Source organism: Thioalkalivibrio sp. ALJ3, from assembly GCF_000377205.1.
Taxonomy (GTDB): Bacteria; Pseudomonadota; Gammaproteobacteria; order Ectothiorhodospirales; family Ectothiorhodospiraceae; genus Thioalkalivibrio.
Genome location: NZ_KB897905.1, coordinates 54,314 through 79,384 on the forward strand (window position 1 = coordinate 54,314; position 25,071 = coordinate 79,384).

The window sequence follows — 25,071 nt, forward strand, 5'->3', positions numbered from 1 at the left end:
TCCTGTCGCGGGCTTGCCCAGCCGGGAATCAAATAATGCGATTGGGGTTATAGCAAGGGCCTCGAAAAAGTGTCAAACGAGCGTTACACAGCCGTTAGCGGAACACCGTGCGCCAGGACGCAAAAAACCGCGACCCTCGGGCCGCGGTTATGATTGCAAATCCGCTACTTAGTGATGTCGAACACGGCGCCGACCTGATTCCTTGGACGGCTTCACGGCTTCCTCGACCTTGGTCGGCGCATCGCCACTTTTGCCCTCGGGCAAGTGGGTGAGAGCAACCTCGAGCACTTCGTCGATCCACCGCACCGGACGGATATCGAGCTTGTTCTTGATGTTCTTCGGAATGTCCACCAGGTCCTTTTCGTTCTCCTCGGGGATCAGAACCGTGCGGATGCCTCCACGATGGGCCGCCAGCAGCTTCTCTTTGAGGCCCCCAATCGGCAACACCTGGCCGCGCAGGGTAATCTCGCCGGTCATCGCCACATCTGCTCGTACCGGGATACCGGTCAGCGCCGAGACAATGGCCGTGCACATCGCGATACCGGCCGATGGGCCGTCCTTGGGAGTGGCACCCTCGGGCACATGGATATGCAGATCCTTGTTCTCGTGGAAATTCTCCTCGAGCCCCAGGGATTCGGCACGCGAGCGGACGACGGTCAGCGCGGCATGGATCGACTCCTGCATCACATCGCCGAGCTTGCCGGTCTGCTGCGTCTTGCCCTTGCCGGGCACCACCGTTGATTCGATCGTCAGCAGTTCGCCGCCGACCTCGGTCCACGCCAGGCCGGTCACCTGGCCGATCTGGTCGTTTTCCTCGGCCAGACCAAAGCGGAATCGCCGCACACCCAGGTATTTTTCCAGCGTCTTGGGCGTGACGGCCGTGGTGCGGGATGCGTCCTTGCCCTTCGCCAGCAGGCGCTGCTTGACCACCTTGCGGCAGATCTTGGCGATCTCGCGCTCCAGGGCGCGCACGCCCGCCTCGCGAGTGTAGTAGCGAACGATGTCGCGCACCGCGGCGTCGGAGATATTGATCTCGTCGGCCTTCAGGCCGTTGGTCTTGATCTGCTTCGGCACCAGATAGGTGTGCGCGATGTTCACCTTCTCGTCCTCGGTGTAGCCGGACAGGCGGATGACCTCCATGCGGTCCAGCAGCGGCCCCGGGATATTCATGGAATTGGCCGTGGCCACGAACATCACGTCAGACAGGTCGTAGTCGACTTCCAGATAGTGGTCGCTGAAGGTGTGGTTCTGCTCCGGGTCCAGGACCTCGAGCATCGCCGAGGCCGGATCGCCGCGGAAATCCATCGCCATCTTGTCGATTTCGTCGAGCAGGAACAGCGGGTTGCGCACCCCGACCTTGGACAGGTTCTGGACAATTTTGCCCGGGAGCGAGCCGATGTAGGTCCGTCGGTGGCCGCGGATCTCCGCCTCGTCACGCACGCCGCCCAGCGCCATGCGCGAGAACTTGCGGTTGGTCGCCCGCGCGATGGACTCTCCCAGTGAGGTCTTCCCAACCCCCGGAGGACCGACCAGGCACAGGATCGGGCCCTTGAGCTTGCGTACACGGGTCTGCACGGCGAGATACTCAAGGATGCGTTCCTTGACCTCTTCCAGGCCGTAGTGGTCCTCGTTGAGGATCTTCTCGGCACGCGAAAGGTCCTTACTGACCCGGGTCTTCTTCTTCCACGGGACATTGACCAGCCAGTCGATGTAGCTACGCACGACGGTGGCCTCGGCCGACATCGGCGACATCATCTTCAGCTTGTTCAGCTCGGCGGTGGCCTTCTTCTTGGCCTCCGCCGGCATGCCGGCCTGCTCGATCTTTTCGGCCAGGTCTTCCTGCTCGTTCGGGGCATCCTCGAGATCACCCAGCTCCTTCTGAATGGCCTTCATCTGCTCATTCAGGTAGTACTCGCGCTGGGACTTCTCCATCTGCTGCTTCACGCGGCCGCGGATCTTCTTCTCGATCTGCAGCACGTCCATCTCGCCCTCGATCTTGGCGACCAAGTGCTCCAGGCGCGCGCGCACATTGGCGATCTCGAGGACCTGCTGCTTCTCCTCGAGCTTCAGCGACATGTGCGCGGCAATCGTGTCGGCCAGACGCGAGGTATCGTCGATCCCGGCCAGCGAGGTCAGGATCTCCGGCGGGACCTTCTTGTTCAGCTTGATGTATTGCTCGAACTGATTGAGTGCGGAGCGACCGAGGACTTCCAGTTCCTTCTCCTCGGTGTCGTATTCCTCCTCGATCATGCGGATATCGGCGGTGAAGTAGTCTTCTTCCTTCTCGGAATCACCGGTGGTGGAGACGTCCATCACGCGCGCACGCTGGGCGCCCTCGACCAGCACCTTGATGGTACCGTCGGGCAGGCGCAGCAGCTGCAGGATATTGCCGAGAGTGCCGATCTCGTGCAGGTCATCAGCCTCCGGCTCGTCCACCTCCGCGCTCTTCTGCGCGACCAGGAGGACCTGTTTGTTCTGCGCCATCGCGGAATCCAGCGCGCGGATCGACTTCTCGCGACCCACGAACAGCGGGATGACCATGTGCGGGTATACCACGACATCGCGCAGCGGCAGCACCGCGACACGCTTGACGGGGGAGTCCACCTCGTTCTGGGAGGAGTGTTGGTCGGTCATGTGGCCCCCTCAGGGCTAAGCGAATGTACGGGATAAATGGGGTCGCCCTGACCGTTTTTCAAGCCGGGGCCATGCCAGCCCCCAGGACCCGACCGCGGAACCTCAGGAGTCCGCGGCGGCCTGCTTGGAGAACGAGGCGTTCTCGTAGATCAGGTAGGGCTCGGCGTCACCCCGGATTACGGCCTCGTCGATCACCACCTTGCTGACCCCCTCCATCGAGGGCAGCTCGTACATGGTGTCGAGGAGGATGTTCTCCATGATGGTACGCAGGCCACGCGCCCCGGTCTTGCGCTCCATCGCCTTGTGGGCGATCGCGGAGAGGGCGTCATCTCGGAACTCCAGTTCCACGCCTTCCATGTCGAACAGGCGGGCGTACTGCTTGACCAGGGCGTTCTTCGGCTGGGTCAGGATGGTGATCAGCGCGTCCTCGTCCAGCTCGTCCAGCGTCGCCTGCACGGGCAGGCGACCAACGAACTCGGGAATCAGGCCGTAGCGCACCAGGTCGTCGGCCTCCAGCTGTTTCAGCCACTGGCCACCGCTCTTGGTCTCGTCCTTGGAGCTGACCTCAGCGGAAAATCCGATACCACCCTTCTCCGCACGCTGCTGGATGATCTTCTCCAGACCGGAGAAGGCACCGCCGCAGATGAACAGGATATTGCGGGTGTCGACCTGTAGAAACTCCTGCTGCGGGTGCTTGCGACCGCCCTGCGGCGGCACGGAGGCCGTGGTGCCTTCGATCAGCTTCAGCAGGGCCTGCTGCACGCCCTCGCCCGAGACATCGCGGGTGATCGAGGGGTTGTCCGACTTGCGCGAGACCTTGTCGATTTCGTCGATGTAGACGATGCCGTTTTCGGCCTTCTCGACATCGTAGTCGCACTTTTGCAACAGCTTCTGGATGATGTTCTCGACGTCCTCCCCCACGTAACCGGCCTCGGTCAGCGTGGTGGCATCGGCGATGGTGAACGGGACGTTGAGCACCCGGGCCAGCGTCTCGGCCAGCAGCGTCTTGCCGGAGCCGGTCGGGCCGATCAGCATGATGTTGGACTTGGACAACTCGACGTCGTCCTTGCCGGCCCGGGCCTCAAGACGCTTGTAGTGGTTGTACACCGCCACCGAGAGGATCTTCTTCGCGGAGTTCTGTCCGATTACGTAGTCGTCCAGGATCTCGCGGATCTCGCGCGGCTTCGGTAACGAATCGCGCTCGGTATGCCCCGCCTCCTGCATCTCCTCGCGAATGATGTCGTTGCAAAGCTCGACACACTCGTCGCAGATGAAGACGGAGGGCCCCGCAATCAGCTTGCGCACCTCGTGCTGACTCTTTCCGCAGAAAGAGCAGTACAGAAGCTTGCCGTCGGCGGAGGGGGTCTTGTCGTCGCTCATCCGTATGCCTCGGTTGCGCTGTCAGGGTTTCTCAAAACATGCCCCGTTTGCAGGCGCGTTGCAAACGGACCGGGCGCGAGTCCGGTATATCCGGCTCGCGATCCGGACATGGCGCGATCAGGCCTTTTCCTTCTTGCTGGCGTCCTTGTCGCCTCCGGATGCTGGCGCACCGCGGCTGGAGAGGACGTTATCGACCAGACCGTAATCCTTCGCCTCAGCCGCGGTCATGAAGCGGTCACGATCGGTATCCTGCTCCACCTGCTCCACGGTCTGGCCGGTGTGATGGGCCAGCACGCGGTTGAGCTCCTCGCGGATCTTCAGGATCTCGCGGGCGTGGATGTCGATATCCGACGCCTGCCCCTGGAAGCCCCCCAGCGGCTGGTGGATCATGACGCGCGAGTGCGGCAGGCAGTAGCGCTTGCCCTGCGCGCCACCGGCCAGCAGGACCGCGCCCATGCTCGCGGCCTGCCCGACACACAGCGTACTCACCTCGGGCTTGATGAACTGCATGGTGTCGTAGATCGCCATGCCCGCCGTCACCGCCCCACCCGGGGAGTTGATGTACAGGCTGATCTCCTTGTCCGGGTTTTCCGACTCGAGGAACAGCAGCTGGGCCACGATTACGTTGGCCATGTAGTCCTCAACCGGACCCACACAGAAGATGACCCGGTCCTTCAACAACCGGGAGTAGATGTCATAGGCACGCTCGCCGCGGGCGGTCTGTTCGACCACCATCGGGACCAGATTCAGCCCCTGGGCATGCTGCGCCCCCTGACCGGCCATGTCGTGGCTCATTCGGTCGACTCCTTGTTCGGATTCATTACGTCCTGGAAGCTGGTCTTCTTCTCGGTGACCTTGGCCTGATCAACGATCCAGTCGACCACCTGGTCCTCGAGCACCAGTGATTCCAGGTTGCTCTTCGCCTGCGGGTTGGAGCGGTAGTACTGCTTGACCTCTTCCGGGTCCTCGTACGTGGCCGCCATGTCTTCCAGGTCGCGCTCGACCCGCTCCGCGTCCACCTCGAAGCCCTTCTGGTCGATGATGGCCCGCAGGGCCAGACCCAAGCGCACGCGGCGCTTGGCCTCTTCCTCGAACAGGCTGTCGGGGAGCGGCTGGGTCTGCTGGGCACCACCGAAGCGCTTCTCCGCCTCCTCGCGCAGGCGATTGACCTCGGACTTCACCAGGGCGTCCGGCAGGTCGAAGCCGTGGCGCTCGATAATCAGCTCCATGACCTGATTCTTGACCTTGCCCTTCAGCGCCTGGTTCAGCTCGCGCTCCATATTGGACCGCACGTCGGCACGAAGTTTCTCGACCGAACCGTCCTCGATGCCGAATTTCTTCGCGAACTCCTCGTCCACCTCGGGCAACTTGGGCCCCTCGACCTTCTTGATGGTCAGGGCGAACTGCGCGGTCTTGCCTTTCAGGTTCTCGGCCGGGTAGTCGTCCGGGAAGGTGACATCGATGGTCGGCTCCTCTCCGGTCTTCACGCCCTTGAGCTGCTTCTCGAAATCCTCGATCAGGCGGCCGGCACCCACTTCCACCTGGAAGTCTTCGGCCCTGCCACCCTCGAACTCTTCGCCATCAAGGCTGCCGACGAAGTCCAGCGTGATGCGATCACCCTTCTTCGCCTTGCGCTTGACCTCGGCCCATTCCTTGTTCTGCTCGCGCAGGGAATCGATCACACGATCGACGTCCTCCTCGCCAATTTCGGCCACCGGACGCTCGATCTCGGCATCGGAGAAGTCGGCCACCTCGACCTCGGGGAAGACCTGAAAGCTCGCGGTGAACTCGATCGGCTGGCCGTTCTCCACACTCTGCGGCTCAATACTCGGGTTCCCGGCCGGCTCCAGGCCCTCCTGCTGCACGGCCTCGCGGTAACTCTCCTGCAGGACTTCGCTCAGCACCTCCTGATAGACCCCGGCGCCATAACGCTGGCGCACAACCTTCAACGGGACCTTGCCCGGGCGAAAGCCATCAAGCCGAACGCGCTTGGCCAGCGATTTCAGGCGGTTGTCTACTTCGGTCTCGACACGTTCGGGGGGGACCTGGATGGTCATCTTGCGCTCCAGGTTGCCGGTGGCTTCAACGGAAACTTGCATGAAGGGCCTCGCAATGGTTCAAAAATCGGTCATCCCTGCCGACCGCAGCACTCGCCGGCTGCCTGCCTGGGCATACACGGGACATTGGTGCGAAAGGAGAGACTCGAACTCTCACGGGTTTCACCCCACTGGGACCTAAACCCAGCGCGTCTACCAGTTCCGCCACTTTCGCGTGCATGTTCAATGGTTCAATAAAGGCGCGCATTCTAGCCTGTTCGCGCCCCATAAACACAAAAAGCCCGCGAAGGCGGGCCCTTGTGCCGGCCGCGCTGCCGCGGCCGGGAATAATGGTGGGTCGTGTAGGATTCGAACCTACGACCAATTGGTTAAAAGCCAACTGCTCTACCAACTGAGCTAACGACCCATGTCTACGGCCCGCCTGGGAACCTTCACCGAAGGCGCCCGCCGGCCTGCTTGTCGCGCGGCGTACCCGGGACTGCCCGGGCCGCCGCGCCGCGTAGTTTACGGCCCACCGGGGAAAACGCAAGGCTCCCGCGGTGGTCGACAATCAGATCGCCTCGAGCTTGCGCATGCCACCCGGCAGCAGCTTCATGTCCACCAGGGCGGTGACCAGGGACTTGCCAAAGGTGGCCTCCTCTTCATAGACCATCTTGTAGTACTGGATCTTCATGGTCAGGGCAGAGCCAAACACGATGAAGGCGAAGGTGAAGAAGCCACCCAGGGCCAGCGTGGATACCCCCGTCACCGCCTGACCGATGGTGCAGCCCAGGGCCAGAATGCCACCGACACCCATCAAGATGCCGCCAATAAAGTGGTTGACGAAGTCGCGGAAGGACGAGAACCACTCGATGCGGAAGCTGCGCGAGACCAGGGCCCAGAAGAACGACCCGAGGACCACGCCGGCCAGCGCCATCACACCGAAGAACAGCAGGGTGCGATCAAAACCACCGAGGGTATACCCAAGGCTCTGGCCCATCGGATTCACGAACGTGAACGACTGGTTGGCCCACGGACCGGCCAGTGCCGGGCGCTCGCCATCATCGGCATCAGCGACGAAATCCCATTCCTGGATGTATTCCTGGGCGGTGTACATGCCGCCCATGCCATCGTCGATCTGGATGTTGCTGGTCAGCCACCAGGCACCGATCACCATCAGGCCCACCACGAGGCCGCCCAGGATGTTGTCGAAGCTCTTGCGGAAATCAGCGGCCTTGAAGATCAGGGCCAGCAGCAGCACACCGATCACCAGGCCCAACACCAGGCGAGCGCCCAGGGCGTTCTCGCCAGCGATGATGGAGCCGAGATCCTGGCCACCTTCCAGCTGGAAGGACACGACGTCCATCCAGCCGAACAGCAGCTGGAACAGGGTCTGGCCAGTACCAAAAACGGTCTCTCGACTGGTCAGCAGGTAGGCCATGATTCCGATCATGATCATGACCAGCACGGACTTGATGTTGCCGCCACCGACCCGGACCAGAGTCTTGTTACCACAACCAGACGCATAGGTCATGCCGATACCGAAGAGGAAACCGCCCAGCACGTGCCCGAGCCAGTTGAAGTTTTCACCGCGATACGGAGGGAAGGAGCCCTCGGCGCTCAGCACCCCGAAGAACTCGAGCAGCGCCACACCCAGCATGGCCGTAGCGATTGCCAGCAGCCAGGAGCGCATGCGCCCGGTGTCACCCATGTTTACCCAGTCGGAGACCGCGCCCATGGTGCAGAAGTTGGTCTTGTTCGCGACCGCACCCAAGATGAAAGCGAGGACGAACGCCCCGCCCAGGTACATCATGGCCGCGGTTGAAAAGCTGGAGAATTCCATCAACGTATCCTCTCACTGATCGGTTTTCGGGCACGCCTGCACCCATGGGGTGCGCAGCATACATCGGACGCAAGACGAGATCGACCCCCTTTTCATTCCCGGCGCGGAGCCGTCTCCCGGGATCAGAGCCTCTCGCCGTCAGCGGCTCTGGTAGGGGGTGGGGTCGGGGACACCAGCCGCTGAGAAACCCTCCCGCCGGATACGGCAGCTGTCGCAACACCCGCAGGCGCGGCCCTCGGTGTCCGCCTGGTAGCAACTCACGGTCTGGGCATAATCCACACCCAGCCCCGCACCGGCACGGATGATCTCGGCCTTGCTCATGTGCATCAACGGTGCACGTACCTCCCAGCGTACGCCTTCGACTCCGGCTCGGGTAGCGACCTGAGCGAGATTCCGGAAAGCATCGATGAAGGCTGGACGACAATCCGGGTAGCCGGAATAATCCACCGCATTGGCACCCACATAGAGCAAGCGCCCATCCAGGGTCTCGGCAAGCCCCAGCGCCAATGACAGGAATACCGTATTGCGAGCAGGCACATAGGTCACGGGGATGCCCTCGCTCGCCTCGGTAGGTACGGCAATCCCGTCATCCGTGAGCGCCGAGCCGCCGATCGCGGTCAGATCGACGCGGACCACGCGGTGGTCATGCACGCCCTGGGAGGCGGCCACTCGGCGGGCCGCGTCCAGCTCGGTGCGATGCCGCTGTCCATAGTCGATGGACAGGGCATGGCAGTCGAGCCCGTCGGCCCGCGCCATTGCCAGGCAGGTCGCCGAATCCAACCCGCCCGAGAGCAGCACCACCGCCTTTTCCGGTTGCGACATCGACTAGCGCCCCGGCTGATCGCCCCACAGGAGCTTGTGGAGCTGAAGCTGAAACCGTACCGGCAGTCGTTCGGCCACGATCCAGTCGGCGAGCTCGCGCGGCGCAAGCTCGCCGTATACCGGCGAGAACAGGACCTCGACCCCGGGCGCGAGGTCCAGGCGCCCGAGTTCGGCGCGCGCCCAGTCGAAATCAGCCCGGTTGGCGAGCACGAACTTCAATTGATCGCCAGCCGCCAGGTGGGGAATATTGGCCTCCAAATTGCGTCCCTGCTCGCCTGAATCCGGCGCCTTCCAGTCCATGACGACCGAGACGCGCGCATCGAGCCCGCCGATGTCGAGTGCACCACTGGTCTCGAGGGACACCCGATAGCCCGCGGCGCACAGCTGCGCCAGGAGTATCCGGCAACCCGGCTGAGCCAGCGGCTCCCCGCCCGTGACACAGACATGCCGCACACCCGCCCGGGCGACCCACGCCAGAATCGAGTCCAGCGTATGCACCTCGCCCCCCTCGAAGGCGTAGCCGCTGTCGCACCAGCGGCAACGCAGCGGGCACCCGGTCAGCCTCACAAATGCGGTTGGCCAGCCCGCATCCGCCGCCTCGCCCTGAAGCGAGACAAACATCTCGGTGATACGGACCCGGGGCGGGCTGCCCGACGTCTCCGCGGTTGGTGCGCGCACAGCGCGCACAGGGATCTCGGTCATTGCCCGTCGAGCCGACGCAAACGCTCGCGCGCCAGACGGTCGAGTGTCGTGCCGCCGAAATCGGCACGCACCGCCTCGAGCGCCTCGCGGGCCTCATCTTCGTTGCCCAGCTCGTAATGCGAATAGCCGATCTTGAGCAGGGCATCCCCGGACTTGTCGCTCTCGGGATACTGTTCCCGAAGGCGCTCGAAGTCCTCCAGGGCGGCCTCGAAGTCGCCACTGGCGTATCTGGCCTCGGCCAGCCAGTACCAGGCATTGGCCGAATAGTCACTGTCGGGGTAATCCTCGATGAATCGCTCGAGGCTGCTCATCGCGGCGCTGTAGTCACCCGCCATCAACTGGTCAAAGGCCTCCTGATAGGCCGCCTGTTCGTCTGCTTCAGGCAGGTCGAATTCCATGACCTCTTCCGCCGGCGCAGCCGCATCCGCCGGGGCAGCCTCGCCGGTCTCGAATGTAGCCACGCGCTCGTCCAGGTTGCGGAACTGGTCGCGCTGACGGGCATTCAGGCGGTCCAGCTCGTGACGCAGGGTTTCCACCTCGCCTCGCAACTCGCGCATTTCCCGGTTCATGGTCTCCGCGCCGCGCAGCAGTTCCTGCATCGCGCTGGAATCAAGCGTCCGTTCGATCCGCTCCAGGCGCCGGGAAAGATCGCGGATCTGCGACTGTGTCGCGAAGACGTCGTCCTGGGCCACTGCCTCGCTGACCAGCGGGCTCCACGAGCCCATCGCCAGGACGAGCAAACCCGCACCGACAGCCACACCCACTCGCGGAAACAGAAATGCCCCCGAAGGGGCACGCGGCACGCCCGAGGCCGACCCTGCCACGGTTCGCGATTGAAAACGAAATGCCCCCGGAGGGGCATTTCGGTTACTCCTACCTGCCAAACGCCGCATGGCGCCTCCCGTCATCTAGCGCCGGGATTCGTAGACCAGTTCGACCCGGCGATTCTTGGCCCAGGCCTCCTCGTTCTGTTCGAAGGCGACCGGCATCTCTTCACCATAACTGATGACCTCGATCTGGTCATCCGAGGCACCATTAAGAGTCAGGATGCGGCGCACCGACTGCGAGCGGCGCTCGCCCAGCCCCAGGTTGTACTCGCGGGTACCACGCTCGTCGGTATGGCCCTCCAGGCGGAGGCGGGCACCGGAGTTCTGCGCCAGATAGGCCGCATGCGCCTCCAGCATGTCCATGTACTGCGACTGCACCTCGTCGCGGTCAAACTCGAAATAGACCAGGCGCTCGGCCAGCGGGCTGTCCGGATCGTCCAGTGCGTCGGCATCGAACTGCCGATCGCGACCCAGCGCACGGGCCTCGGCCTCACGAGCCTCGCGTTCGGCGCGCTCACGCTCGGCCTCCTCGGCCGCGGCCCGCTCGGCCTCGCGTTCTGCATCTTCGGCATCACGGGTCGGTGTCGCACATGCCGACAACGCCCCAATGACCATGGCCACAAAAACCCAGCGAAAGATCGTGCTCATCACGTCGTTATCCTCAAAATGCTGCAGTTGTCGATAAAGATCAGTTCAAGGGTGACCAGGCCGGTTCACGCACCTCGCCCTCCCTGGCGGCGAGGCGCTGATGTACCTGTCCATCCTGGCTCACCGAGCCGAGAACGCCACGCCCACCGTCCGTCATGGCATAGATGATCATGCTGCCATTCGGGGCAAAGCTTGGCGATTCCGCGTCCCGTCCTTCCGTGAGGCGGGTCACACGACGGTCGTTCAAATCGAGACGGGCCAGTTGAAATCCGCCATCACCACCGTGCACGTAGACCAGATAACGCCCATCCGGAGACACCGTCGCTGCGGCCGCATAGCCGCTCTCGAAAGTCAGACGCCGCGGGCTGCCCCCCTCTCGTGGCAGCGCATAGATCTGCGGTGCGCCCGCACGGTCGGAGGTGAAATAGAGGGTTTCGCCATCCGGCGACCAGACCGGTTCGGTCTCGATCGAGCTGGTCTGGGTCATCTGGCGCATCTCGCCCGTCTCGAGCTCCATCAGGTAGATATTCGGCGCCCCGTCGCGTGACAGGCTCAGTGCGAGATAGCGACCATCGGGGGACCAGGCGGGCGCACTGTTGATGCCGGTAAAGCTGGCCACCCGCTCACGGTTGCCCGTCTCCACATTCTGGCGATAGACCTCGGAGCGGCGGTTCTCGAACGAGACGTACACGAGTTCGCGCCCGTCCGGCGACCAGTCCGGCGACATGATCGGCTTGGATGAACGAAACAGGGTGCGCGGGTTGGCGCCATCGGAATCGGCTACCTCGAGTGCAAAGCGACGATCATCGCCGTTCCGCTCCACGCTGACGAACGCGATGCGCGCACTGAATGCCCCCGGGTCACCCGTGATCTGTTCGTAGATGATGTCCGAGATGCGATGCGCTCCGCGCCGGAGCATGTCGCCGGGCACCGGAATGCGCCAGCCGCCCAGACGTTCCTCGGACAGCACATCAAATACGTGAAATTCCACCAGCACGTCATCGCCATCGCGACGCTGATTGCCGACCACCAGATACTCCACCCCGACGTCGGCCCAGGGCTCGGCGAGAAAGTCCGCCGGCCCGGACGGGGCCGAAGGCAGATCATCCCGTTCGACGTTGAACAGTCCGCTGCGGGCAAGGTTGGCCGCGACGATCTGGGAGATGTCCTCGTCGAGCTCGCCCTCCCCCTCGTAGGTAAACGGCGCGACGGCCACCGGTATCGCCCCGGTGACGCCCTCGGTGACCGTGACTTCCAGTACGGCCTGTGCCTGCGCTGCCCACAGCAGCAGCATGGCCGGCAGCATCCAGTGAATCAGTCGTCGCATGAGCTCCTCGTCAGGCGGGCGTGACCCGCGAATCAGTCCGGTTCAAATCGGATCCGCACCCCGCCACGCACCGCGCTCGCATCCGGCGGGCGTGGCAACGAGCTCAGACGGTCCATGGTCTGTCGCACGGAGTCGCAGAACCGGCTGTCGCCGGAACAGCTTTCAATATCGAAGTCGATGATACGCCCGGTCTCGTTCACACGCACGAGAACAATGGCACGGTCCGAGGAGTCGATATCCGACGGCTGACGCCAGCGCCGCTGGACTACCGACTGCACCTGGGAACGCCACTCATCCACCTCGCGATCCATCTGCGCCTGACGCTCGGCGGCCTCGCGCCGTTCGCGCGCCTCCGCCAGGCGCTCCTGTTCGCGCTCCATCGCTTCGCGCCGGCGCTGCTCTTCCAGCTCACGCTCCTGCTCGGCCCGACGCTCGGCCTCTTCCTGGGCTCGCCGTTCGGCTTCTTCCCGTTCGCGGCGCTCCTGCTCCTCCTGGGCCTGGCGTTCGGCCTCCTCACGCTCGCGCCGTTCCGCTTCCTCGCGTTCGCGGCGTTCTTCCGCCTCGCGCCGGGCCTCTTCCGCCGCTTCGCGCTCGGCACGGATGCGCTCACGTTCGGCCTCGGCCTCTTCCTGCGCTCGACGGCGCTCTTCCTCGGCCTCGCGCCGTGCCTGTTCGGCTTCTTCGATCGCCTGCTGCCGCGCCCGTTCTTCCTCTTCGCGACGGCGCTGCTCCTCGGCCTGGCGACGTTCCTCCTCGCGCTGGGCCTCCTCCTCGGCCCGGCGCTGCTCTTCCTCTTCACGCAGCTGCTCGGCAACCTCTTCCTGGCGCGCGACCTCGCGCTGGTGCTCGACCTGGTCGAACGACTCGGCATCCACCGCCACAGCGTCAATGACCTCGATGTCCTCCTGTACCGAGATCTCGACCGCCGCGCGCGAGGAGGTGGGAGAGATCAGACTGATATTGAACATCAACGCCGCAAACAGCGCCCCGTGTAACAGGAGCACGAGGAGGAAGCTGACAGGATGACGGCGGACAAGCTCGAACACGGCGGCAGGGATCAGTCGCTGTTTTCGCGCGGCGGCTCGGTGATCAGGCCGACACGCCCACCGCCCGCTCGTTGCAGGGCGATCATGGCGTCGATTACACGCCCGTAGTCCACATTACGGTCGCCGCGCACAAAAGTCTGCGTCCCCGGATGTTCCGCCAGGAACTCGCGCACGATTTCGGTCATCTCCTGCGGGGCCAGCGGCTCGTTGACGATCGGCCCCTGGTTCAGACTCATCGCTCCACTGGAGTCCACGGTCACCACTAATGGCTCGGCCGCCTGTTCGTCCTGGTCGAGGGCCTCGGCATCCGCCTCCGGCAGGTCAACCTCCACGCCCTGCTGCAGCATCGGCGCGGTGATCATGAAGATAATCAGGAGCACCAACATCACGTCGATAAACGGCACGACGTTGATCTGGGACATGGGCCGCCGCAGGCGGCTGCTGTTACGGCGCGACTCGGACATGGATCAGGCCGTGGCCTCGGAGGCCGTCTCCGCGGTCTTGGCATGCACCTGCCGGTTCAGCAAGGCCACAAACTCGTCATTGAAGTTTTCCAGGCGCACAGCCACGCGATCGACATCACCCGCGAAGCGGTTGTAGGCAATCACGGCCGGGATCGCGGCGAACAGACCCAACGCGGTCGCGATCAGCGCCTCGGCAATACCGGGCGCGACCATCGCGAGGGTCGCCTGCTGCACCCCGGAAAGCCCCAGAAACGCATGCATGATGCCCCAGACCGTGCCGAACAGGCCGATGTACGGGCTGGTCGACCCCACAGTGGCAAGAAACTGCAGGTAGCGCTCCATGTCATCAATTTCGCGGGCGATCGCTACCCGCATCGCACGGTGCGCGGGCTCGCCGGCCGGGATCCCGTGCTGTCGGGCACGCAGGAATTCCTTGAAGCCGGAGGAGAATACATGCTCCATCCCGGACATCTCTGGCTTGCGACGCACCCCTTCGTACAGATGCGACAGATCGGCACCCGACCAGAAACGCTCCTCGAAGTCGTCACAGGCGCGGTGCGCCGCATTCAGGGATCTGGCCTTGACGATAATCGCCAGCCAGGAGAGCACGGAGGCGAGCACCAGAATCACCATCACCAGCTGGACCACCAGGGTCGCCTCCATCACCAGCTGGTACATCGAAAAGTCGACTGCCACTTGTCCGTCTCCCGTTACAGCGTTATTTGGCTCCGGCCGCGTGGGCGGCCGGCCCATGATCATGATGTCGGCGCAGGGCCTCCAGCACCGGAGCGGGGATTGCGGCGGGTGCCTGACGGGCTACCTCGACACAGGCAATGCCCACTTCGCCACTCGCCAGCGCCTCGCCATCACGCTCTACGGTCTGATGGAACTCCAGGCTGGCCCGGCGCAGCGAATGCAGCCGGCAGGTGACCGTCAGGGCGTCATTGAAGCGCGCCGGCCGCCGCATATCCACACAGCAGCGGCGCACCGCAAACACAATCCCGCATTCCTCGCGCAATGCATCCTGCTCAAACCCCAGCGCACGCAACCATTCAGTGCGCGCGCGTTCCATGAATTTCAGGTAGTTCGCGTGGTAGACCACACCACCAGCGTCAGTGTCCTCGTAATACACCCGCACCGGCCACGCGAACGGGGCAGCAGAATCCGTCATCGACGATCTCCGCCCTGGCTGTCGACCGGCGTGAGAAGATCGGGTTCCGCCGCAGCTGTCGTCGGACCGAACATCGCCAGCGTCCGCCGCGTAGCCTGACGCCCGCGAGGCGTACGCTGCAGATATCCCTGCTGAATCAGAAATGGCTCGACGACGTCCTCCAGTGTGCCGCGATCCTCGTTCAGCGCAGTAGCCAGGCTCTCCACCCCGACCGGCCCGCCGTCGAATTTCTCGACCAGTACCTCCAGCAGGCGGCGGTCCTGGGCATCCAGGCCCGAGGCATCGATCGCCAGCAGATCCAGGGCCTGGCCCGCGACCTCGGCGGTAATCACGCCGGAGGCACGGACCTCGGCATAATCGCGCACGCGCCGCAGCAGACGATTCGCCAGACGCGGCGTACCCCGCCCGCGGCGCGCGATCTCCGCCGCCCCGTCGGGTTCGATCCCGACACCCAGCAATCCGGCGGCACGGGACACAATATGGGCGAGGTCGGTGACAGTGTAATGATCGAGTCGTTGCACGATGCCAAACCGGTCACGCAACGGGGCCGAAAGCAGGCCGGCACGCGTGGTCGCTCCCACGAGTGTGAACGGGGGCAAGTCCACCTTGATCGAGCGCGCGGCCGGCCCCTCGCCAATGACGATATCGAGCTGGCCGTCCTCCAGCGCCGGGTAGAGGATCTCCTCGACCACGGTCGGCAGGCGATGAATCTCGTCGACAAACAGGACATCCTGGGGCTCCAGCGCCGTCAGGATCGCGGCCAGGTCACCGGCACGCTCCAGCACCGGGCCGGAAGTCTGGCGCAGCCCCACCCCCAGCTCGTTCGCCACGATATGGGCCAGGGTCGTCTTGCCAAGCCCCGGAGGGCCGGCCACCAGCGTATGGTCCAGGGCCTCGCCACGCCCGCGCGCCGCTTCGATAAACAACCCCAACTGTTCGACCACTCGGGGCTGTCCGGTGTAGTCGTCCAGCCGCTTGGGACGCAGGCTGACCTCCACCCGCGTGTCCTCCGACTGACTCTGCATATCGACCAGGCGCGATTCCATGACCCCGCAGTATGCATCCGTCGCGATGGCGTTTATAGACCCCCGTACAACTTTAGAGGAAGCGTCCCGAAAGCTCCCGATTCAACCGGTATCGAAGCCTGCGGGCAACGGCTCGGGCGGGCTCACAACCTGCGCATCCAGTTCCTCCACATGCGCCATGCGCGGTCCCTCCCAAAGCCATGCCTCCAACCGGTCCAGGGCATCCGGGGAACCGACCGCCAGCACCTCCACACGTCCGTCCGGCAGGTTGCGCGCATACCCCGCCAGCCCGAGCGCCTGTGCCTGCTCGCGGGTCGAGGCGCGGAAGAACACGCCCTGCACGCGCCCCCTGACATGCCAGCGGCGGGCATGGGTATCATGGGCATTTGCCATCGATGACCTCCGGAGTCGATTCATGTCCGATGCCCCTACGCTGTATCACAACCCGCGCTGCAGCAAGTCGCGCGCGACCCTCGCCCTGCTGAGGGAGCAGGGCGTGGAGCCCGAGATCGTGGAGTACCTGAAGACGCCGCCGGACGCCGCCACCCTGAAGGGCGTGATCGAGAAGCTGGGTCGCCGCCCCCGCGACCTGCTGCGCACGGGCGAAGCGGAGTACCGCGAACTGGGCCTGAAGGACGCCGAGATGGATGACGAGGCGCTGATCCAGACCATGGTCCAGCACCCGAAGCTGATCGAGCGCCCGATTCTGGTCGTCGGGGGGCAGGCCCGCATCGGACGCCCGCCGGAACAGGTGCTGGAGATCCTGTCGTGAGCACGACGGCGGAGATCCTGGTCCTGTACTACAGCCGCTACGGGGCGACCGCCGAGCTGGCCCGCCAGGTCGCGACCGGCGTCGAGAAGGCCGGCGCCACCGCGCGGGTGCGCACCGTAGCCCCGGTTGCCACGAACATCGGCGAGGACCGCCCTGCAGTACCCGAGGACGGGCCGCCCTACGCCGAGCTGCATGATCTCGAGGAATGCGCGGGGCTGGTCATGGGCTCGCCGACCCGCTTCGGCAACATGGCCGCGCCGCTGAAGTATTTCCTCGACGGCACCAGCGGGCTGTGGGCCAGCGGCGGGCTGGTGGACCGGCCCTTCGGCGTCTTCACCAGCACCGCCACCCAGCATGGCGGCCAGGAGACCACCCTGCTGAGCATGGCCCTGCCGCTGATCCATCAGGGCATGCTGTGGGTCGGCGTGCCCTACACCGTGCCAGAACTGAACAGCACCACCAGCGGCGGTACTCCCTATGGTGCCAGCCATGTGGCCGGCACTCAGGGCGAGCAGGCGGTTACGCGCGACGAACAGCGCATCGCTGCATCCCTTGGAGAACGCGTCGCCCGAATTGCCCTGCGCCTCAAGGCTTCGGGCGCCCCGGCATGATCGCGTTGTCCCGCGCCCTGGCCCTCGTCGGCTTTCTGGGATTGCTGCTGCTGATCCTGATCTGGACCACCTGGATCGCCCCGCCGGAAATCGTCCCGGTATGGCTGGCGCTGATCGTGCTCGTCATGCCGCTGCTGTTCCCGCTGCGCGGCATGCTGCACGGAAGGCGCTACACCCACGCCTGGTCCAGCCTGCTGGCACTCGCCTACATCACGCTCGGCATCACCATCGGGGCAGCCGCCGAAGACCGGCTCTACGGCCTCCTGATGACCGGTGCCAGTCTGGCCTGGTTCGCGGGCAGCCTGCTGTTCGTGAAACTGGACGCCCGGCGGGCCCGCGCGGCAGCCGAGTAAGCTCAAGCAACCCCGGGTTCAGCCCATGCGGGCCAGCTGTTCGCGCACGAACGGGATGGTCAGTCGCCGCTGCTGGGCCAGCGCGGCCAAATCCAGACGGTCCAGCAACTCCAGCAGCGTCGAAAGGTCGCGCGAGCAACGGCGCAGTAGGTAATCCGCCACCGGCTCCGGCAACTCCAACCCACGCAGGGCTGCACGCTGCGCCAGGATCTCCTTGCAGGCCGCATCATCCGGCCGCTGCATGCGGAACACCGGGCCCCAGGCCAGGCGCGAAGCCAGATCCGGTAACCGCACTCGGAGGCCCTCGGGGGCCGCTGCAGCCGCCAGCAGCACACGGCAGTCGGCATCGCGCAGCCGGTTGATCAGCCCGAACAGGGCCTCGTCCCAGTCCCCGCGTCCCACCACGGCCTCGAGATCGTCCAGCGCCACCAGACGCGAGCGCTCCAGGCCATCAAGCACGGCCATCGGCGGCGCATCACACACCTCGCCAAGCGGCAGGTAGCTGACCGGCTCCCCGCGCTCGTGGCCTTGGTGACAGGCGGCCTGCAACAGGTGCGTCTTGCCGGAACCGGACGGCCCATGCAGCAGGATCTGCGGCTCCTGGATCCCGGTCCCGGCGCTCAGGGCCTGCACGGCATCCCGCGCCAGGGCATTGCCCGCGGCGCAAAAACCGGTAAAACGCGAGGCGTCTCGCAGGCGCAGGTCCAGCGGCATCTGACGCTCGAGCGGGCTGTTGCCTTCGGGCCTCACGGGGTATCGGCCTCGGCTGCGTTCATGGCCCGATAGCGCGCCATAGCCTGACGCACCGCCACTGCGAGCACCGCCGCCACCGGCAACGCCAGCAGGACCCCGAAGAACCCGAACAGCTGACCGCCGGCGAGCACGGCAAAGATCACCGCCACCGGATGCAACCCGGTCCGGTCCCCCACGAGCCACGGGGTCAGCACCACCGACTCCAGGATCTGCGCCACCGCGAAGATCACCAGCACCACCAGCAACAGCGTCCAGCCATCGCCCTGGAACAGCACCGCCGCCGTGGCCAGCACGATACCCACGATCACGCCCACATAGGGGATGAAGCTGACCAGCCCGGCAATCAAGCCAATGGCCAGCCCCATCTGCACGCCCGCCACGCTCAGGGTGATCGCATAGAACAGCCCCAGCGCCAGCATCACCAGCAACTGCCCGCGCAGGAATGCCCCCAGGGTATTGTCCGATTCCACCGCAAAACGCGTGACCGGGTCACGCCAAGTGCGCGGCAGCAGGTCATGCAGCCCCGCGACCAGCCGTGGCCAGTCCCGCAGCAGATAGAAGCTCACCACCGGGATGAGCACCAGGTTGAGCACGCCGAGGACCAGGGCACCGGTCGAGCTGCCCAGCCAATGCAGCAACCCACCAGCCAGCCCGCCGGCCTCGCGCCAGTGCTCGGCCAGCAGTTCCTGCAGTGCCGCCGGCTCCAGGGCCGGCAGGCGATCGCCCGCGTGTTGCTCAATCCAGGGACGGACCTGCTCGTCGAACCACGCAATCACCTCGGGCAGCAGCAGCATCAACCGTTCGAACTGGGCCATGGCCAGCGGGATCAGGACCAGCACCAGCCCCGCCAGCCCGAGCATGACAAGCACGAAGATCACCAGCGTGGCCAGGGTGCGCGAACCGCCCGTGCGCACCGCCAGGCGCGTGACCAGCGGGTTGAACAGGTAGCCGATCAGAAGCGCGATCAGAAACGGTGTGAGAATCGGCGCCAGTAGATAGAGTGCAACCCCCAGGATCACCAGCCCGACCAGGGCCGCCAGCGTGGCGGTGGAGAACGGTGCCGGAGAGTTCACTCGCGGCGCAGCCAAGCCTTCGCCTCGGAATCGCCGTGCGGGTCTTCCGCCACGCCGTAGCCGCTGGCGTGCAAGAGGTCTACCAGGTCATCCGGAGCCAGTCCCGTGCGCACCTCGAGCGTCACCGCGTTACCACCCAGTGAATCCAGCCTTGCACTCTCGATGGCCTCGATCTGCGCCAGCTCCCGCCGCAACGCCTCGAACGCGGGAAAGCCCTCGACCCCGACAAAGCCCAGTTTCACCCAGTCGGGCTCGGCGGCGACGCGCGCCAGCGGTGCCACGACCTGGTCAAGACCATCCTCAACCGCCGCGCGGGCCGCGGCGGCCGGGGATTCGCCACGGCCCTCACTGCGGTACTCGCGCCCACCATGCACGGTAATAGCACGCGCCTCGGCAGCACCCCCGACCGAGCGTACATGCAGCGCCACGATACCCGTCGGCCCGTAGCGCCTGGCCGCTTCCTGCAGCGGCTCGGTCACGCCACCAATCACATCCCCCGCCTGCGCGGCCCGGCGATCCTCCAGATCCCCCAACGGGAGCACAAAGGGCATCCCGCGGTCACGTCCCAGCACGTCGACCGCGGCCAGCACGTCGGCCGAGTCCTGGGTGGAGCCCAGCAGGTGGCGGCGCCCGCCCTCCTCGTACACCGCCCAGACGAGCAGCTGCGGGCGCGCGCCCAGCACCACGGGGACGTCGGCGGCATTCAGCGCGCTGCGCAGGCGGCCCCGATCAAACTCCAGGCGATATTCGCCGTTGTCCACTTCCTGGCGTCGACGCAGGGCCTCAATGCGCCCATCCTCATCGAGTTCCAGCAACAGGACCTGTGCCAGTTCGCGCAACTCAGTCGAGCGCTGCCCGGCCACGCGCACCAGCGCCCGTTCCAGACCCTGCGCCAGCGCGGTCGTCTCGTCCTCTGCGTGGACGTTCACCACGACGGCATCATCCGCCAGCAACGGGGAGGCCCCCAACAGCAGACACAGGAGAAGGCACGCAGCCAGGGCGCGGGACGGGCGAAAGAGGCGCAGCATAGGGTTGAATGGTGTTTTCGACAGGCGCCCAAAATACCACAGCGCCCCAGGGAAACACTGATGAATGTACACGCTCGCGTTGGTACCCCAGGTTTTCCGAGACAAGGCGCGTCGTGCAGCGGGTAGTGGTTCTACCCGCAAGCGGCGCAACGCAGGACCGGGGAACCTGGGGTGCCAACCCCGAAGGGGCTCGGCCGCTTTTGCGCGCGCACGGCGTTGCGGCTCCCTTGTGCAGAATGACTGCACGGCGGTCACCGCGCCTTGTTCGCACGCAATAGCGACTCGAGCGCGAGCGTGCACATTCATCAGTGTTTCCCTAACCTCCACCGCCCGATTTTTTGCACGCCCCCCGGCGCCTCGCTACCATGCCGGATTCCGCGAGCGCCGCCGGATACCGGATGCGGCCATCAACACCCAGGGTACCCATGTCCGAAACCCGTTCAGGCCTGACCTACCGCGAGGCCGGTGTCGACATCGAGGCCGGCGCCGAGCTGGTCGAACGCATCAAACCCCACGCCGCACGCACGCAGCGCCCCGGCGTCATGGCCGGACTGGGCGGCTTCGGCGCCCTGTTCGAGCTGCCAATGGACCGCTACAGGCAGCCCGTGCTGGTGTCCGGTACCGACGGCGTTGGCACCAAGCTGCGTCTGGCCCAGGAGACGGGGCGCCATGACAGCATCGGCGTCGATCTGGTCGCGATGTGCGTGAACGACATCGTGGTGCAGGGGGCCGAGCCGCTGTTCTTCCTCGACTACTACGCCACCGGGCACCTGGACGTCGACATCGCCGCGGATGTCGTCACCGGTATCGCCACCGGCTGCGAACAGGCCGGCTGCGCCCTGATCGGGGGCGAAACGGCCGAGATGCCGGGCATGTACCAGGGCGAGGACTACGACGTTGCGGGCTTCGCGGTCGGCATCGCCGAAAAGGAGGCCCTGATCGACGGCACCCGGGTCAGCGCGGGCGACGTCGTGCTCGGGCTGGCCTCCAGCGGCCCGCACTCCAATGGCTACTCCCTGATCCGGCGCGTGCTGGAACACTCCGGCGCGGCCCTGGATGCCTCGCTGCCGGGGGCCGACGGCACCACGCTGGGCGATGCCCTGATGGCCCCGACCACGATCTACGTGCGCCCGCTGCTGGATCTGATGCAACAGTTGCCGGTACACGCGGCCGCCCACATCACCGGCGGCGGCCTGACCGAGAACCTCCCGCGGGTGTTGCCGGACCCGCTGTGCGCGCGTATCGACGCCCATGCCTGGCCGTGGCCGCCGGTATTCAAATGGCTGCAGCAGGCCGGCGACATCGCGCCTGAAGAAATGCTGCGCACATTCAACTGCGGGATCGGCATGACCGTGATCATCCCCGAAGACCGTGTCGAAGCCGCCAGCTCGACACTGGCGCGGGCAGGGATCCCGAGCTGGCCGATCGGCGTGATCGAGGACTGCGACGCCACGGCTCCCGGGGTGGTCTACGCCGCGCGATGAGCAGCACCGCCGGACCCGCAAACCCGGATTCCCTGCCGCGCCTGGTCGTGCTGATCTCCGGACGCGGCAGCAATCTGGGCGCCCTGATCGAGGCCTGCAACAATGGCCGCGTCCCGGCCCGGATCGTGGGCATCGTCAGCAACCGCCCCAACGCAGGGGGACTGGCCTATGCCGAACAGCACGCGATCCCGGCACGCGTCCTGAACCACCGCGACTACCCGTCGCGTGAGGCCTTTGACGAAGACCTGGCCGAGGTGATCGAGTCCTTTCACCCCGATCTCGTGATCCTGGCCGGCTTCATGCGCATCCTCACACCCGGATTCGTCGATCGCTTCACGGGACGGCTGTTGAACATTCACCCCTCCCTGTTGCCGAAGTACCGTGGGCTGGACACACATGTCCGCGCGCTGGCCGACGGGGAGCACGAACACGGCGCCAGCGTGCATTTTGTCACCCGCGAACTGGACGGCGGCCCGGTGATCATGCAGGCCCGCGTGCCGGTCCTGCCCGAGGACACGCCCGAGAGTCTCGCCACCCGTGTCCAGCGTGCCGAACACCGGCTGTATCCCGAGGTCGTGCGGCGCCTGTGTTCAGGGGAAATTCAGTGGCGCGACCGCATCGTGACCGGGGACAACACCCCGCTGACGGTCCCGCTGCAGCTCGCAACCAATGAGGTCGTACCCGATGTTGAAGCTCCCGATGAACGGAGCCCTGCGCCGCGCGACGCGGACTAGCCTGCTGGCGGCCCTGCTCCTGCTGGGACAGATCCTGCTGTTGCCCGCGACAGCGGACGAACCCCGGGAGGGCCCCCGCCTGCCGCCGTTCACGGCCAGCTACGAGGCCCAGGCCATGGGCAACACCCTGAACGCCCGGATCACGCTGAATCACGAAGATGTGCAGACCCGCATGGCCATGGATGCCCATGTATCCGGCTTCCTGCGGATTCTCGGGCGCTTCGAGTTGAGCCGCGAGGCCTTGATGAACGCCAACGATGTCGGACTGCAGCTGGTGACGTCGCGCAGTCGCGAGATCACACCCCGGCGCGAGCGCAAGGTCGAAACACGCTTCGACTGGGAAGAAGACCGCGCGATCGGGCACGTGGACAACGAGCGTTTCGAACTCGAAGTCCCACCTCACACCCTGGATTTTCTCGGCTCGCTCTACTTTATGATGCAGCGCCTGGAAGCGGGCGACCTGGCTGGCGAGGGCGATGGCGAAACGGTGCAGACCCTGGAACGTGATCGCCTGCGCCAGTACCGCTTCGAGTACGCCGACACCGAGACCATCGAGTCCCCGATGGGGCGCATCGAAACGGTGCGCATCGTACGCAAAAGCGAGGATAGCGACATCGAACTCTCCGCCTGGTTTGCCCCCGACCTCAGCCACATCCCGGTGCGTTTTGACTACGAAGCCGACGGCCGCGTGTTCGAGTTGAAGCTCACCCGACTGGAATGGCACGACCCGATCATTGACCTGAACGACTAGCCGGAATGTTTCGCCAATTGGGTCCGCCCTCGCTTGCCGCTTGAACGTACAAGGAAATTTCCTCGACAGTCCGTATAATCGCGATCCGGCGCCGCCGCGGAAAGCCCCTTTGCATGCCCAGTCGCCGGCGCGATCATCGAACGAATTCACGAAACATTCGGGCTAGACATCATGAGCGAAACCTTTGACCTGGCCATCATCGGAAGTGGCCCAGGGGGCTATCGTGCCGCCGTTCTGGGCGCCCTGCGCGGGCTCAGCGTCGTCATTATCGAAAAAGGCGACTGGGGCGGCTGCTGCCTCAACCGTGGCTGCGTACCGAAAAAGGACTGGTATCACACCGCGCGCCTGGTCAGCGCCCAGCGTCATTTCGAGGGCCGCGGCATCAGCGGCAGCCTCAAGGCCGACATGGGCCGTGCCTGGGACCACCAGAAGGATGTCGTCACCACGGTGCGTGATTCCTACCTCGGCTACATGAAGCACCTGAAGATCCGCTACCTGCACGGTGCCGCCCGCTTCCGCGACGCCGAGACCCTGGAGGTAACCACGGAGGAAGACACCGAAACCGTCCAGGCTCGGCACACCATCATCGCCACGGGCGCCACCGCGACCGTGCCGGCACCGTTCGAGGCCGAACCCGGTCGCGTGCTGACCACCGACATGCTGTTCGATGACAAGCCGCCCGCAGGCGAACGCGTCGCGATCATCGGCTCCGGCGTGGTGGCCACCGAGTTCGCCTGGATCTTCCATCACCTCGGCAAGAAGGTGACCTGGCTGTCGCGTTCGAAGCCACTGTCCGCCCAGAAATTCAGCCCACAGGCACTGGGTACGCTGAAGGAACGACTGGCGGCGGACGGCATCGAACCGATCCGGGTCAAGGGCTACGAAAGCGTCGAGACCTCCGAGCAAGGCGTCGTCATCACGGATACCGACGGCAACGCCCATGAGGTCGACTGGGTCCTGCTCGGCACCGGGCGCACCCCGCATACCGAGGACCTGAACCTCGATGAGGCCGGGATCAAGACCGACAGCCACGGGTTCGTGAAGCGCCGCCCCACCCTGCAGACCGACGTCGACCACATCTATGCGATCGGCGATGTCGCAAGCGAATGGCAAACGGCCAACCACGCCCTCGCGGACGCCACCATCGCAGTGGAGAACATCCAGAACGGCAACACCCGCGAGCAGGACGAGCGCTTCGTGCCGATCGCGATCTACTCCGCAGTAGAGATGGCGCGCCTGGGGATGGACGAGGATGATGCCGAGGACGAGGAACTGGAACCGGCGGTTGGCTTCGCCGCCTTCGAGACTTCCCCTCGCGCACTGGGCCAGGATGAGCCGGAGGGTTTCGTACGCCTGATCGGCGACATGGACACCGGCGCCCTGCTGGGCGGCGAGGTCATCGGAAGCGACGCCGGCGAACTGATCCATATCCTGTCGCTGGCCCCCGACCGCGATACCGCGCTGGCCTGGCTCGCCCGCGGCCAGTGGAACCACCCGGCCCGCGCCGAGGAATTCCTCAACGCTACGGAAACGCTTGCGTCGAAGTGGAACCTGAAGTCCGAGATCTTCGGACTTTAGCCGGGGGGT

26 protein-coding genes and 2 tRNA genes are annotated in these 25,071 nt (G+C 65.2%); 7 read left to right on the forward strand and 21 right to left on the reverse strand.

Annotation, left to right across the window (positions count from 1 at the left end; genetic code table 11):
- Positions 1-168: 168 nt before the first annotated feature.
- From lon to C935_RS0100350, 18 genes are all read right to left on the reverse strand, one after another.
- Positions 169-2,634 (reverse strand): endopeptidase La, encoded by a 2,466-nt coding sequence (lon, locus tag C935_RS0100265; protein ID WP_018860517.1) that lies wholly within the window; start codon positions 2,632-2,634, stop codon positions 169-171.
- A 102-nt stretch (positions 2,635-2,736) separates the two neighbouring features.
- A complete protein-coding gene (gene clpX / locus C935_RS0100270) occupies positions 2,737-4,014 on the reverse strand; it encodes an ATP-dependent Clp protease ATP-binding subunit ClpX (RefSeq protein WP_018860518.1) in 1,278 nt (425 codons plus the stop codon).
- Between the two features lie 117 nt (positions 4,015-4,131).
- Positions 4,132-4,809: an ATP-dependent Clp endopeptidase proteolytic subunit ClpP gene (gene clpP / locus C935_RS0100275; RefSeq protein ID WP_018860519.1), complete on the reverse strand. Its 678-nt coding sequence runs from the start codon at positions 4,807-4,809 to the stop codon at positions 4,132-4,134.
- Positions 4,806-6,113, reverse strand: a complete 1,308-nt coding sequence (tig, locus tag C935_RS0100280; RefSeq protein WP_018860520.1) for a trigger factor — start codon at positions 6,111-6,113, stop codon at positions 4,806-4,808. Before tig ends, clpP begins: the two co-directional genes overlap by 4 nt.
- An 85-nt stretch (positions 6,114-6,198) precedes the next feature.
- A tRNA-Leu gene (locus tag C935_RS0100285) sits at positions 6,199-6,285 on the reverse strand.
- Between the two features lie 116 nt (positions 6,286-6,401).
- A tRNA-Lys gene (locus C935_RS0100290) sits at positions 6,402-6,477 on the reverse strand.
- Positions 6,478-6,621: 144 nt separating this feature from the next.
- On the reverse strand, positions 6,622-7,893 hold the full coding sequence (locus tag C935_RS0100295; RefSeq protein ID WP_018860521.1) for a YeeE/YedE family protein: 1,272 nt from the start codon (positions 7,891-7,893) through the stop codon (positions 6,622-6,624).
- A 138-nt stretch (positions 7,894-8,031) separates the two neighbouring features.
- The gene (gene queC, locus C935_RS0100300; protein WP_018860522.1) at positions 8,032-8,715 is read right to left on the reverse strand and encodes a 7-cyano-7-deazaguanine synthase QueC; all 684 of its coding nucleotides are present in this window, start codon (positions 8,713-8,715) and stop codon (positions 8,032-8,034) included.
- Positions 8,716-8,718: 3 nt separating this feature from the next.
- Complete coding sequence (gene queE / locus C935_RS0100305) at positions 8,719-9,417, reverse strand: 7-carboxy-7-deazaguanine synthase QueE (RefSeq protein WP_018860523.1); 699 nt, start codon at positions 9,415-9,417, stop codon at positions 8,719-8,721.
- Positions 9,414-10,181 carry a tol-pal system protein YbgF gene (gene ybgF, locus C935_RS0100310; protein WP_026278553.1) on the reverse strand — a complete coding sequence of 256 codons (768 nt, stop codon included), beginning with the start codon at positions 10,179-10,181 and terminating at the stop codon, positions 9,414-9,416. The genes queE and ybgF overlap by 4 nt, the downstream gene beginning before the upstream one ends.
- 144 nt (positions 10,182-10,325) lie before the next feature.
- Complete coding sequence (pal, locus tag C935_RS0100315; protein WP_018860525.1) at positions 10,326-10,892, reverse strand: peptidoglycan-associated lipoprotein Pal; 567 nt, start codon at positions 10,890-10,892, stop codon at positions 10,326-10,328.
- Positions 10,893-10,932: 40 nt separating this feature from the next.
- On the reverse strand, positions 10,933-12,219 hold the full coding sequence (gene tolB / locus C935_RS0100320; RefSeq protein WP_018860526.1) for a Tol-Pal system beta propeller repeat protein TolB: 1,287 nt from the start codon (positions 12,217-12,219) through the stop codon (positions 10,933-10,935).
- A 32-nt stretch (positions 12,220-12,251) separates the two neighbouring features.
- Entirely contained in the window at positions 12,252-13,265 is a 1,014-nt protein-coding gene (gene tolA, locus C935_RS0100325; RefSeq protein ID WP_018860527.1) for a cell envelope integrity protein TolA, read from the reverse strand.
- Between the two features lie 11 nt (positions 13,266-13,276).
- Positions 13,277-13,729, reverse strand: coding sequence for a protein TolR (gene tolR, locus C935_RS0100330; RefSeq protein ID WP_018860528.1), 453 nt, complete (start codon positions 13,727-13,729; stop codon positions 13,277-13,279).
- Positions 13,730-13,732: 3 nt separating this feature from the next.
- A complete protein-coding gene (tolQ, locus tag C935_RS0100335; RefSeq protein WP_026278554.1) occupies positions 13,733-14,407 on the reverse strand; it encodes a protein TolQ in 675 nt (224 codons plus the stop codon).
- A 40-nt stretch (positions 14,408-14,447) separates the two neighbouring features.
- A complete protein-coding gene (ybgC, locus tag C935_RS0100340) occupies positions 14,448-14,900 on the reverse strand; it encodes a tol-pal system-associated acyl-CoA thioesterase (RefSeq protein WP_018860530.1) in 453 nt (150 codons plus the stop codon).
- Positions 14,897-15,946, reverse strand: a complete 1,050-nt coding sequence (gene ruvB, locus C935_RS0100345) for a Holliday junction branch migration DNA helicase RuvB (protein ID WP_018860531.1) — start codon at positions 15,944-15,946, stop codon at positions 14,897-14,899. Before ruvB ends, ybgC begins: the two co-directional genes overlap by 4 nt.
- A gap of 81 nt (positions 15,947-16,027) precedes the next feature.
- Complete coding sequence (locus C935_RS0100350; RefSeq protein WP_018860532.1) at positions 16,028-16,318, reverse strand: acylphosphatase; 291 nt, start codon at positions 16,316-16,318, stop codon at positions 16,028-16,030.
- Between the two features lie 22 nt (positions 16,319-16,340).
- Between C935_RS0100350 and arsC the strand changes: the two genes are divergently transcribed.
- The 3 genes from arsC to C935_RS0100365 are packed head-to-tail and all read left to right on the forward strand — an operon-like array spanning position 16,341 to position 17,661.
- A complete protein-coding gene (gene arsC, locus C935_RS0100355; protein WP_018860533.1) occupies positions 16,341-16,697 on the forward strand; it encodes an arsenate reductase (glutaredoxin) in 357 nt (118 codons plus the stop codon).
- Positions 16,694-17,308 (forward strand): NAD(P)H:quinone oxidoreductase, encoded by a 615-nt coding sequence (gene wrbA / locus C935_RS0100360; RefSeq protein WP_018860534.1) that lies wholly within the window; start codon positions 16,694-16,696, stop codon positions 17,306-17,308. Before arsC ends, wrbA begins: the two co-directional genes overlap by 4 nt.
- On the forward strand, positions 17,305-17,661 hold the full coding sequence (locus tag C935_RS0100365) for a DUF2069 domain-containing protein (protein WP_018860535.1): 357 nt from the start codon (positions 17,305-17,307) through the stop codon (positions 17,659-17,661). Before wrbA ends, C935_RS0100365 begins: the two co-directional genes overlap by 4 nt.
- A gap of 18 nt (positions 17,662-17,679) precedes the next feature.
- Here C935_RS0100365 and hda read toward each other — a convergent pair whose 3' ends face one another.
- The 3 genes from hda to C935_RS0100380 are packed head-to-tail and all read right to left on the reverse strand — an operon-like array spanning position 17,680 to position 20,515.
- Complete coding sequence (hda, locus tag C935_RS0100370) at positions 17,680-18,375, reverse strand: DnaA regulatory inactivator Hda (protein ID WP_018860536.1); 696 nt, start codon at positions 18,373-18,375, stop codon at positions 17,680-17,682.
- A gap of 32 nt (positions 18,376-18,407) precedes the next feature.
- The gene (locus tag C935_RS0100375; protein ID WP_018860537.1) at positions 18,408-19,487 is read right to left on the reverse strand and encodes an AI-2E family transporter; all 1,080 of its coding nucleotides are present in this window, start codon (positions 19,485-19,487) and stop codon (positions 18,408-18,410) included.
- Positions 19,484-20,515: a DUF2066 domain-containing protein gene (locus C935_RS0100380; protein ID WP_018860538.1), complete on the reverse strand. Its 1,032-nt coding sequence runs from the start codon at positions 20,513-20,515 to the stop codon at positions 19,484-19,486. Before C935_RS0100380 ends, C935_RS0100375 begins: the two co-directional genes overlap by 4 nt.
- A 425-nt stretch (positions 20,516-20,940) precedes the next feature.
- On the opposite strand from C935_RS0100380, the gene purM reads away from it, so the two are divergent.
- From purM to C935_RS0100400, 4 genes are all read left to right on the forward strand, one after another.
- Positions 20,941-21,999 (forward strand): phosphoribosylformylglycinamidine cyclo-ligase, encoded by a 1,059-nt coding sequence (purM, locus tag C935_RS0100385; RefSeq protein ID WP_018860539.1) that lies wholly within the window; start codon positions 20,941-20,943, stop codon positions 21,997-21,999.
- Positions 21,996-22,733, forward strand: coding sequence for a phosphoribosylglycinamide formyltransferase (purN, locus tag C935_RS0100390; RefSeq protein ID WP_018860540.1), 738 nt, complete (start codon positions 21,996-21,998; stop codon positions 22,731-22,733). The genes purM and purN overlap by 4 nt, the downstream gene beginning before the upstream one ends.
- Entirely contained in the window at positions 22,684-23,484 is an 801-nt protein-coding gene (locus C935_RS0100395) for a DUF3108 domain-containing protein (RefSeq protein WP_026278555.1), read from the forward strand. Before purN ends, C935_RS0100395 begins: the two co-directional genes overlap by 50 nt.
- 171 nt (positions 23,485-23,655) lie before the next feature.
- Positions 23,656-25,062 (forward strand): NAD(P)/FAD-dependent oxidoreductase, encoded by a 1,407-nt coding sequence (locus C935_RS0100400; protein WP_018860542.1) that lies wholly within the window; start codon positions 23,656-23,658, stop codon positions 25,060-25,062.
- Positions 25,063-25,071: the final 9 nt, after the last annotated feature.

Coding starts and splice junctions, on each gene's coding strand:
- purM (WP_018860539.1), top strand. CDS start 20,941: ATGTCCGAAACCCGTTCAGGCCTGACCTACCGCGAGGCCGGTGTCGAC.
- clpP (WP_018860519.1), bottom strand. CDS start 4,809: ATGAGCCACGACATGGCCGGTCAGGGGGCGCAGCATGCCCAGGGGCTG.
- tig (WP_018860520.1), bottom strand. CDS start 6,113: ATGCAAGTTTCCGTTGAAGCCACCGGCAACCTGGAGCGCAAGATGACC.
- pal (WP_018860525.1), bottom strand. CDS start 10,892: ATGAGCACGATCTTTCGCTGGGTTTTTGTGGCCATGGTCATTGGGGCG.
- purN (WP_018860540.1), top strand. CDS start 21,996: ATGAGCAGCACCGCCGGACCCGCAAACCCGGATTCCCTGCCGCGCCTG.
- C935_RS0100400 (WP_018860542.1), top strand. CDS start 23,656: ATGAGCGAAACCTTTGACCTGGCCATCATCGGAAGTGGCCCAGGGGGC.
- C935_RS0100380 (WP_018860538.1), bottom strand. CDS start 20,515: ATGCTGCGCCTCTTTCGCCCGTCCCGCGCCCTGGCTGCGTGCCTTCTC.
- tolR (WP_018860528.1), bottom strand. CDS start 13,729: ATGTCCGAGTCGCGCCGTAACAGCAGCCGCCTGCGGCGGCCCATGTCC.
- queE (WP_018860523.1), bottom strand. CDS start 9,417: ATGACCGAGATCCCTGTGCGCGCTGTGCGCGCACCAACCGCGGAGACG.
- clpX (WP_018860518.1), bottom strand. CDS start 4,014: ATGAGCGACGACAAGACCCCCTCCGCCGACGGCAAGCTTCTGTACTGC.
- C935_RS0100350 (WP_018860532.1), bottom strand. CDS start 16,318: ATGGCAAATGCCCATGATACCCATGCCCGCCGCTGGCATGTCAGGGGG.
- arsC (WP_018860533.1), top strand. CDS start 16,341: ATGTCCGATGCCCCTACGCTGTATCACAACCCGCGCTGCAGCAAGTCG.
- ruvB (WP_018860531.1), bottom strand. CDS start 15,946: ATGGAATCGCGCCTGGTCGATATGCAGAGTCAGTCGGAGGACACGCGG.
- tolB (WP_018860526.1), bottom strand. CDS start 12,219: ATGCGACGACTGATTCACTGGATGCTGCCGGCCATGCTGCTGCTGTGG.
- C935_RS0100365 (WP_018860535.1), top strand. CDS start 17,305: ATGATCGCGTTGTCCCGCGCCCTGGCCCTCGTCGGCTTTCTGGGATTG.
- hda (WP_018860536.1), bottom strand. CDS start 18,375: ATGCCGCTGGACCTGCGCCTGCGAGACGCCTCGCGTTTTACCGGTTTT.
- C935_RS0100295 (WP_018860521.1), bottom strand. CDS start 7,893: ATGGAATTCTCCAGCTTTTCAACCGCGGCCATGATGTACCTGGGCGGG.
- tolQ (WP_026278554.1), bottom strand. CDS start 14,407: ATGTACCAGCTGGTGATGGAGGCGACCCTGGTGGTCCAGCTGGTGATG.
- queC (WP_018860522.1), bottom strand. CDS start 8,715: ATGTCGCAACCGGAAAAGGCGGTGGTGCTGCTCTCGGGCGGGTTGGAT.
- ybgC (WP_018860530.1), bottom strand. CDS start 14,900: ATGACGGATTCTGCTGCCCCGTTCGCGTGGCCGGTGCGGGTGTATTAC.
- lon (WP_018860517.1), bottom strand. CDS start 2,634: ATGACCGACCAACACTCCTCCCAGAACGAGGTGGACTCCCCCGTCAAG.
- C935_RS0100395 (WP_026278555.1), top strand. CDS start 22,684: ATGTTGAAGCTCCCGATGAACGGAGCCCTGCGCCGCGCGACGCGGACT.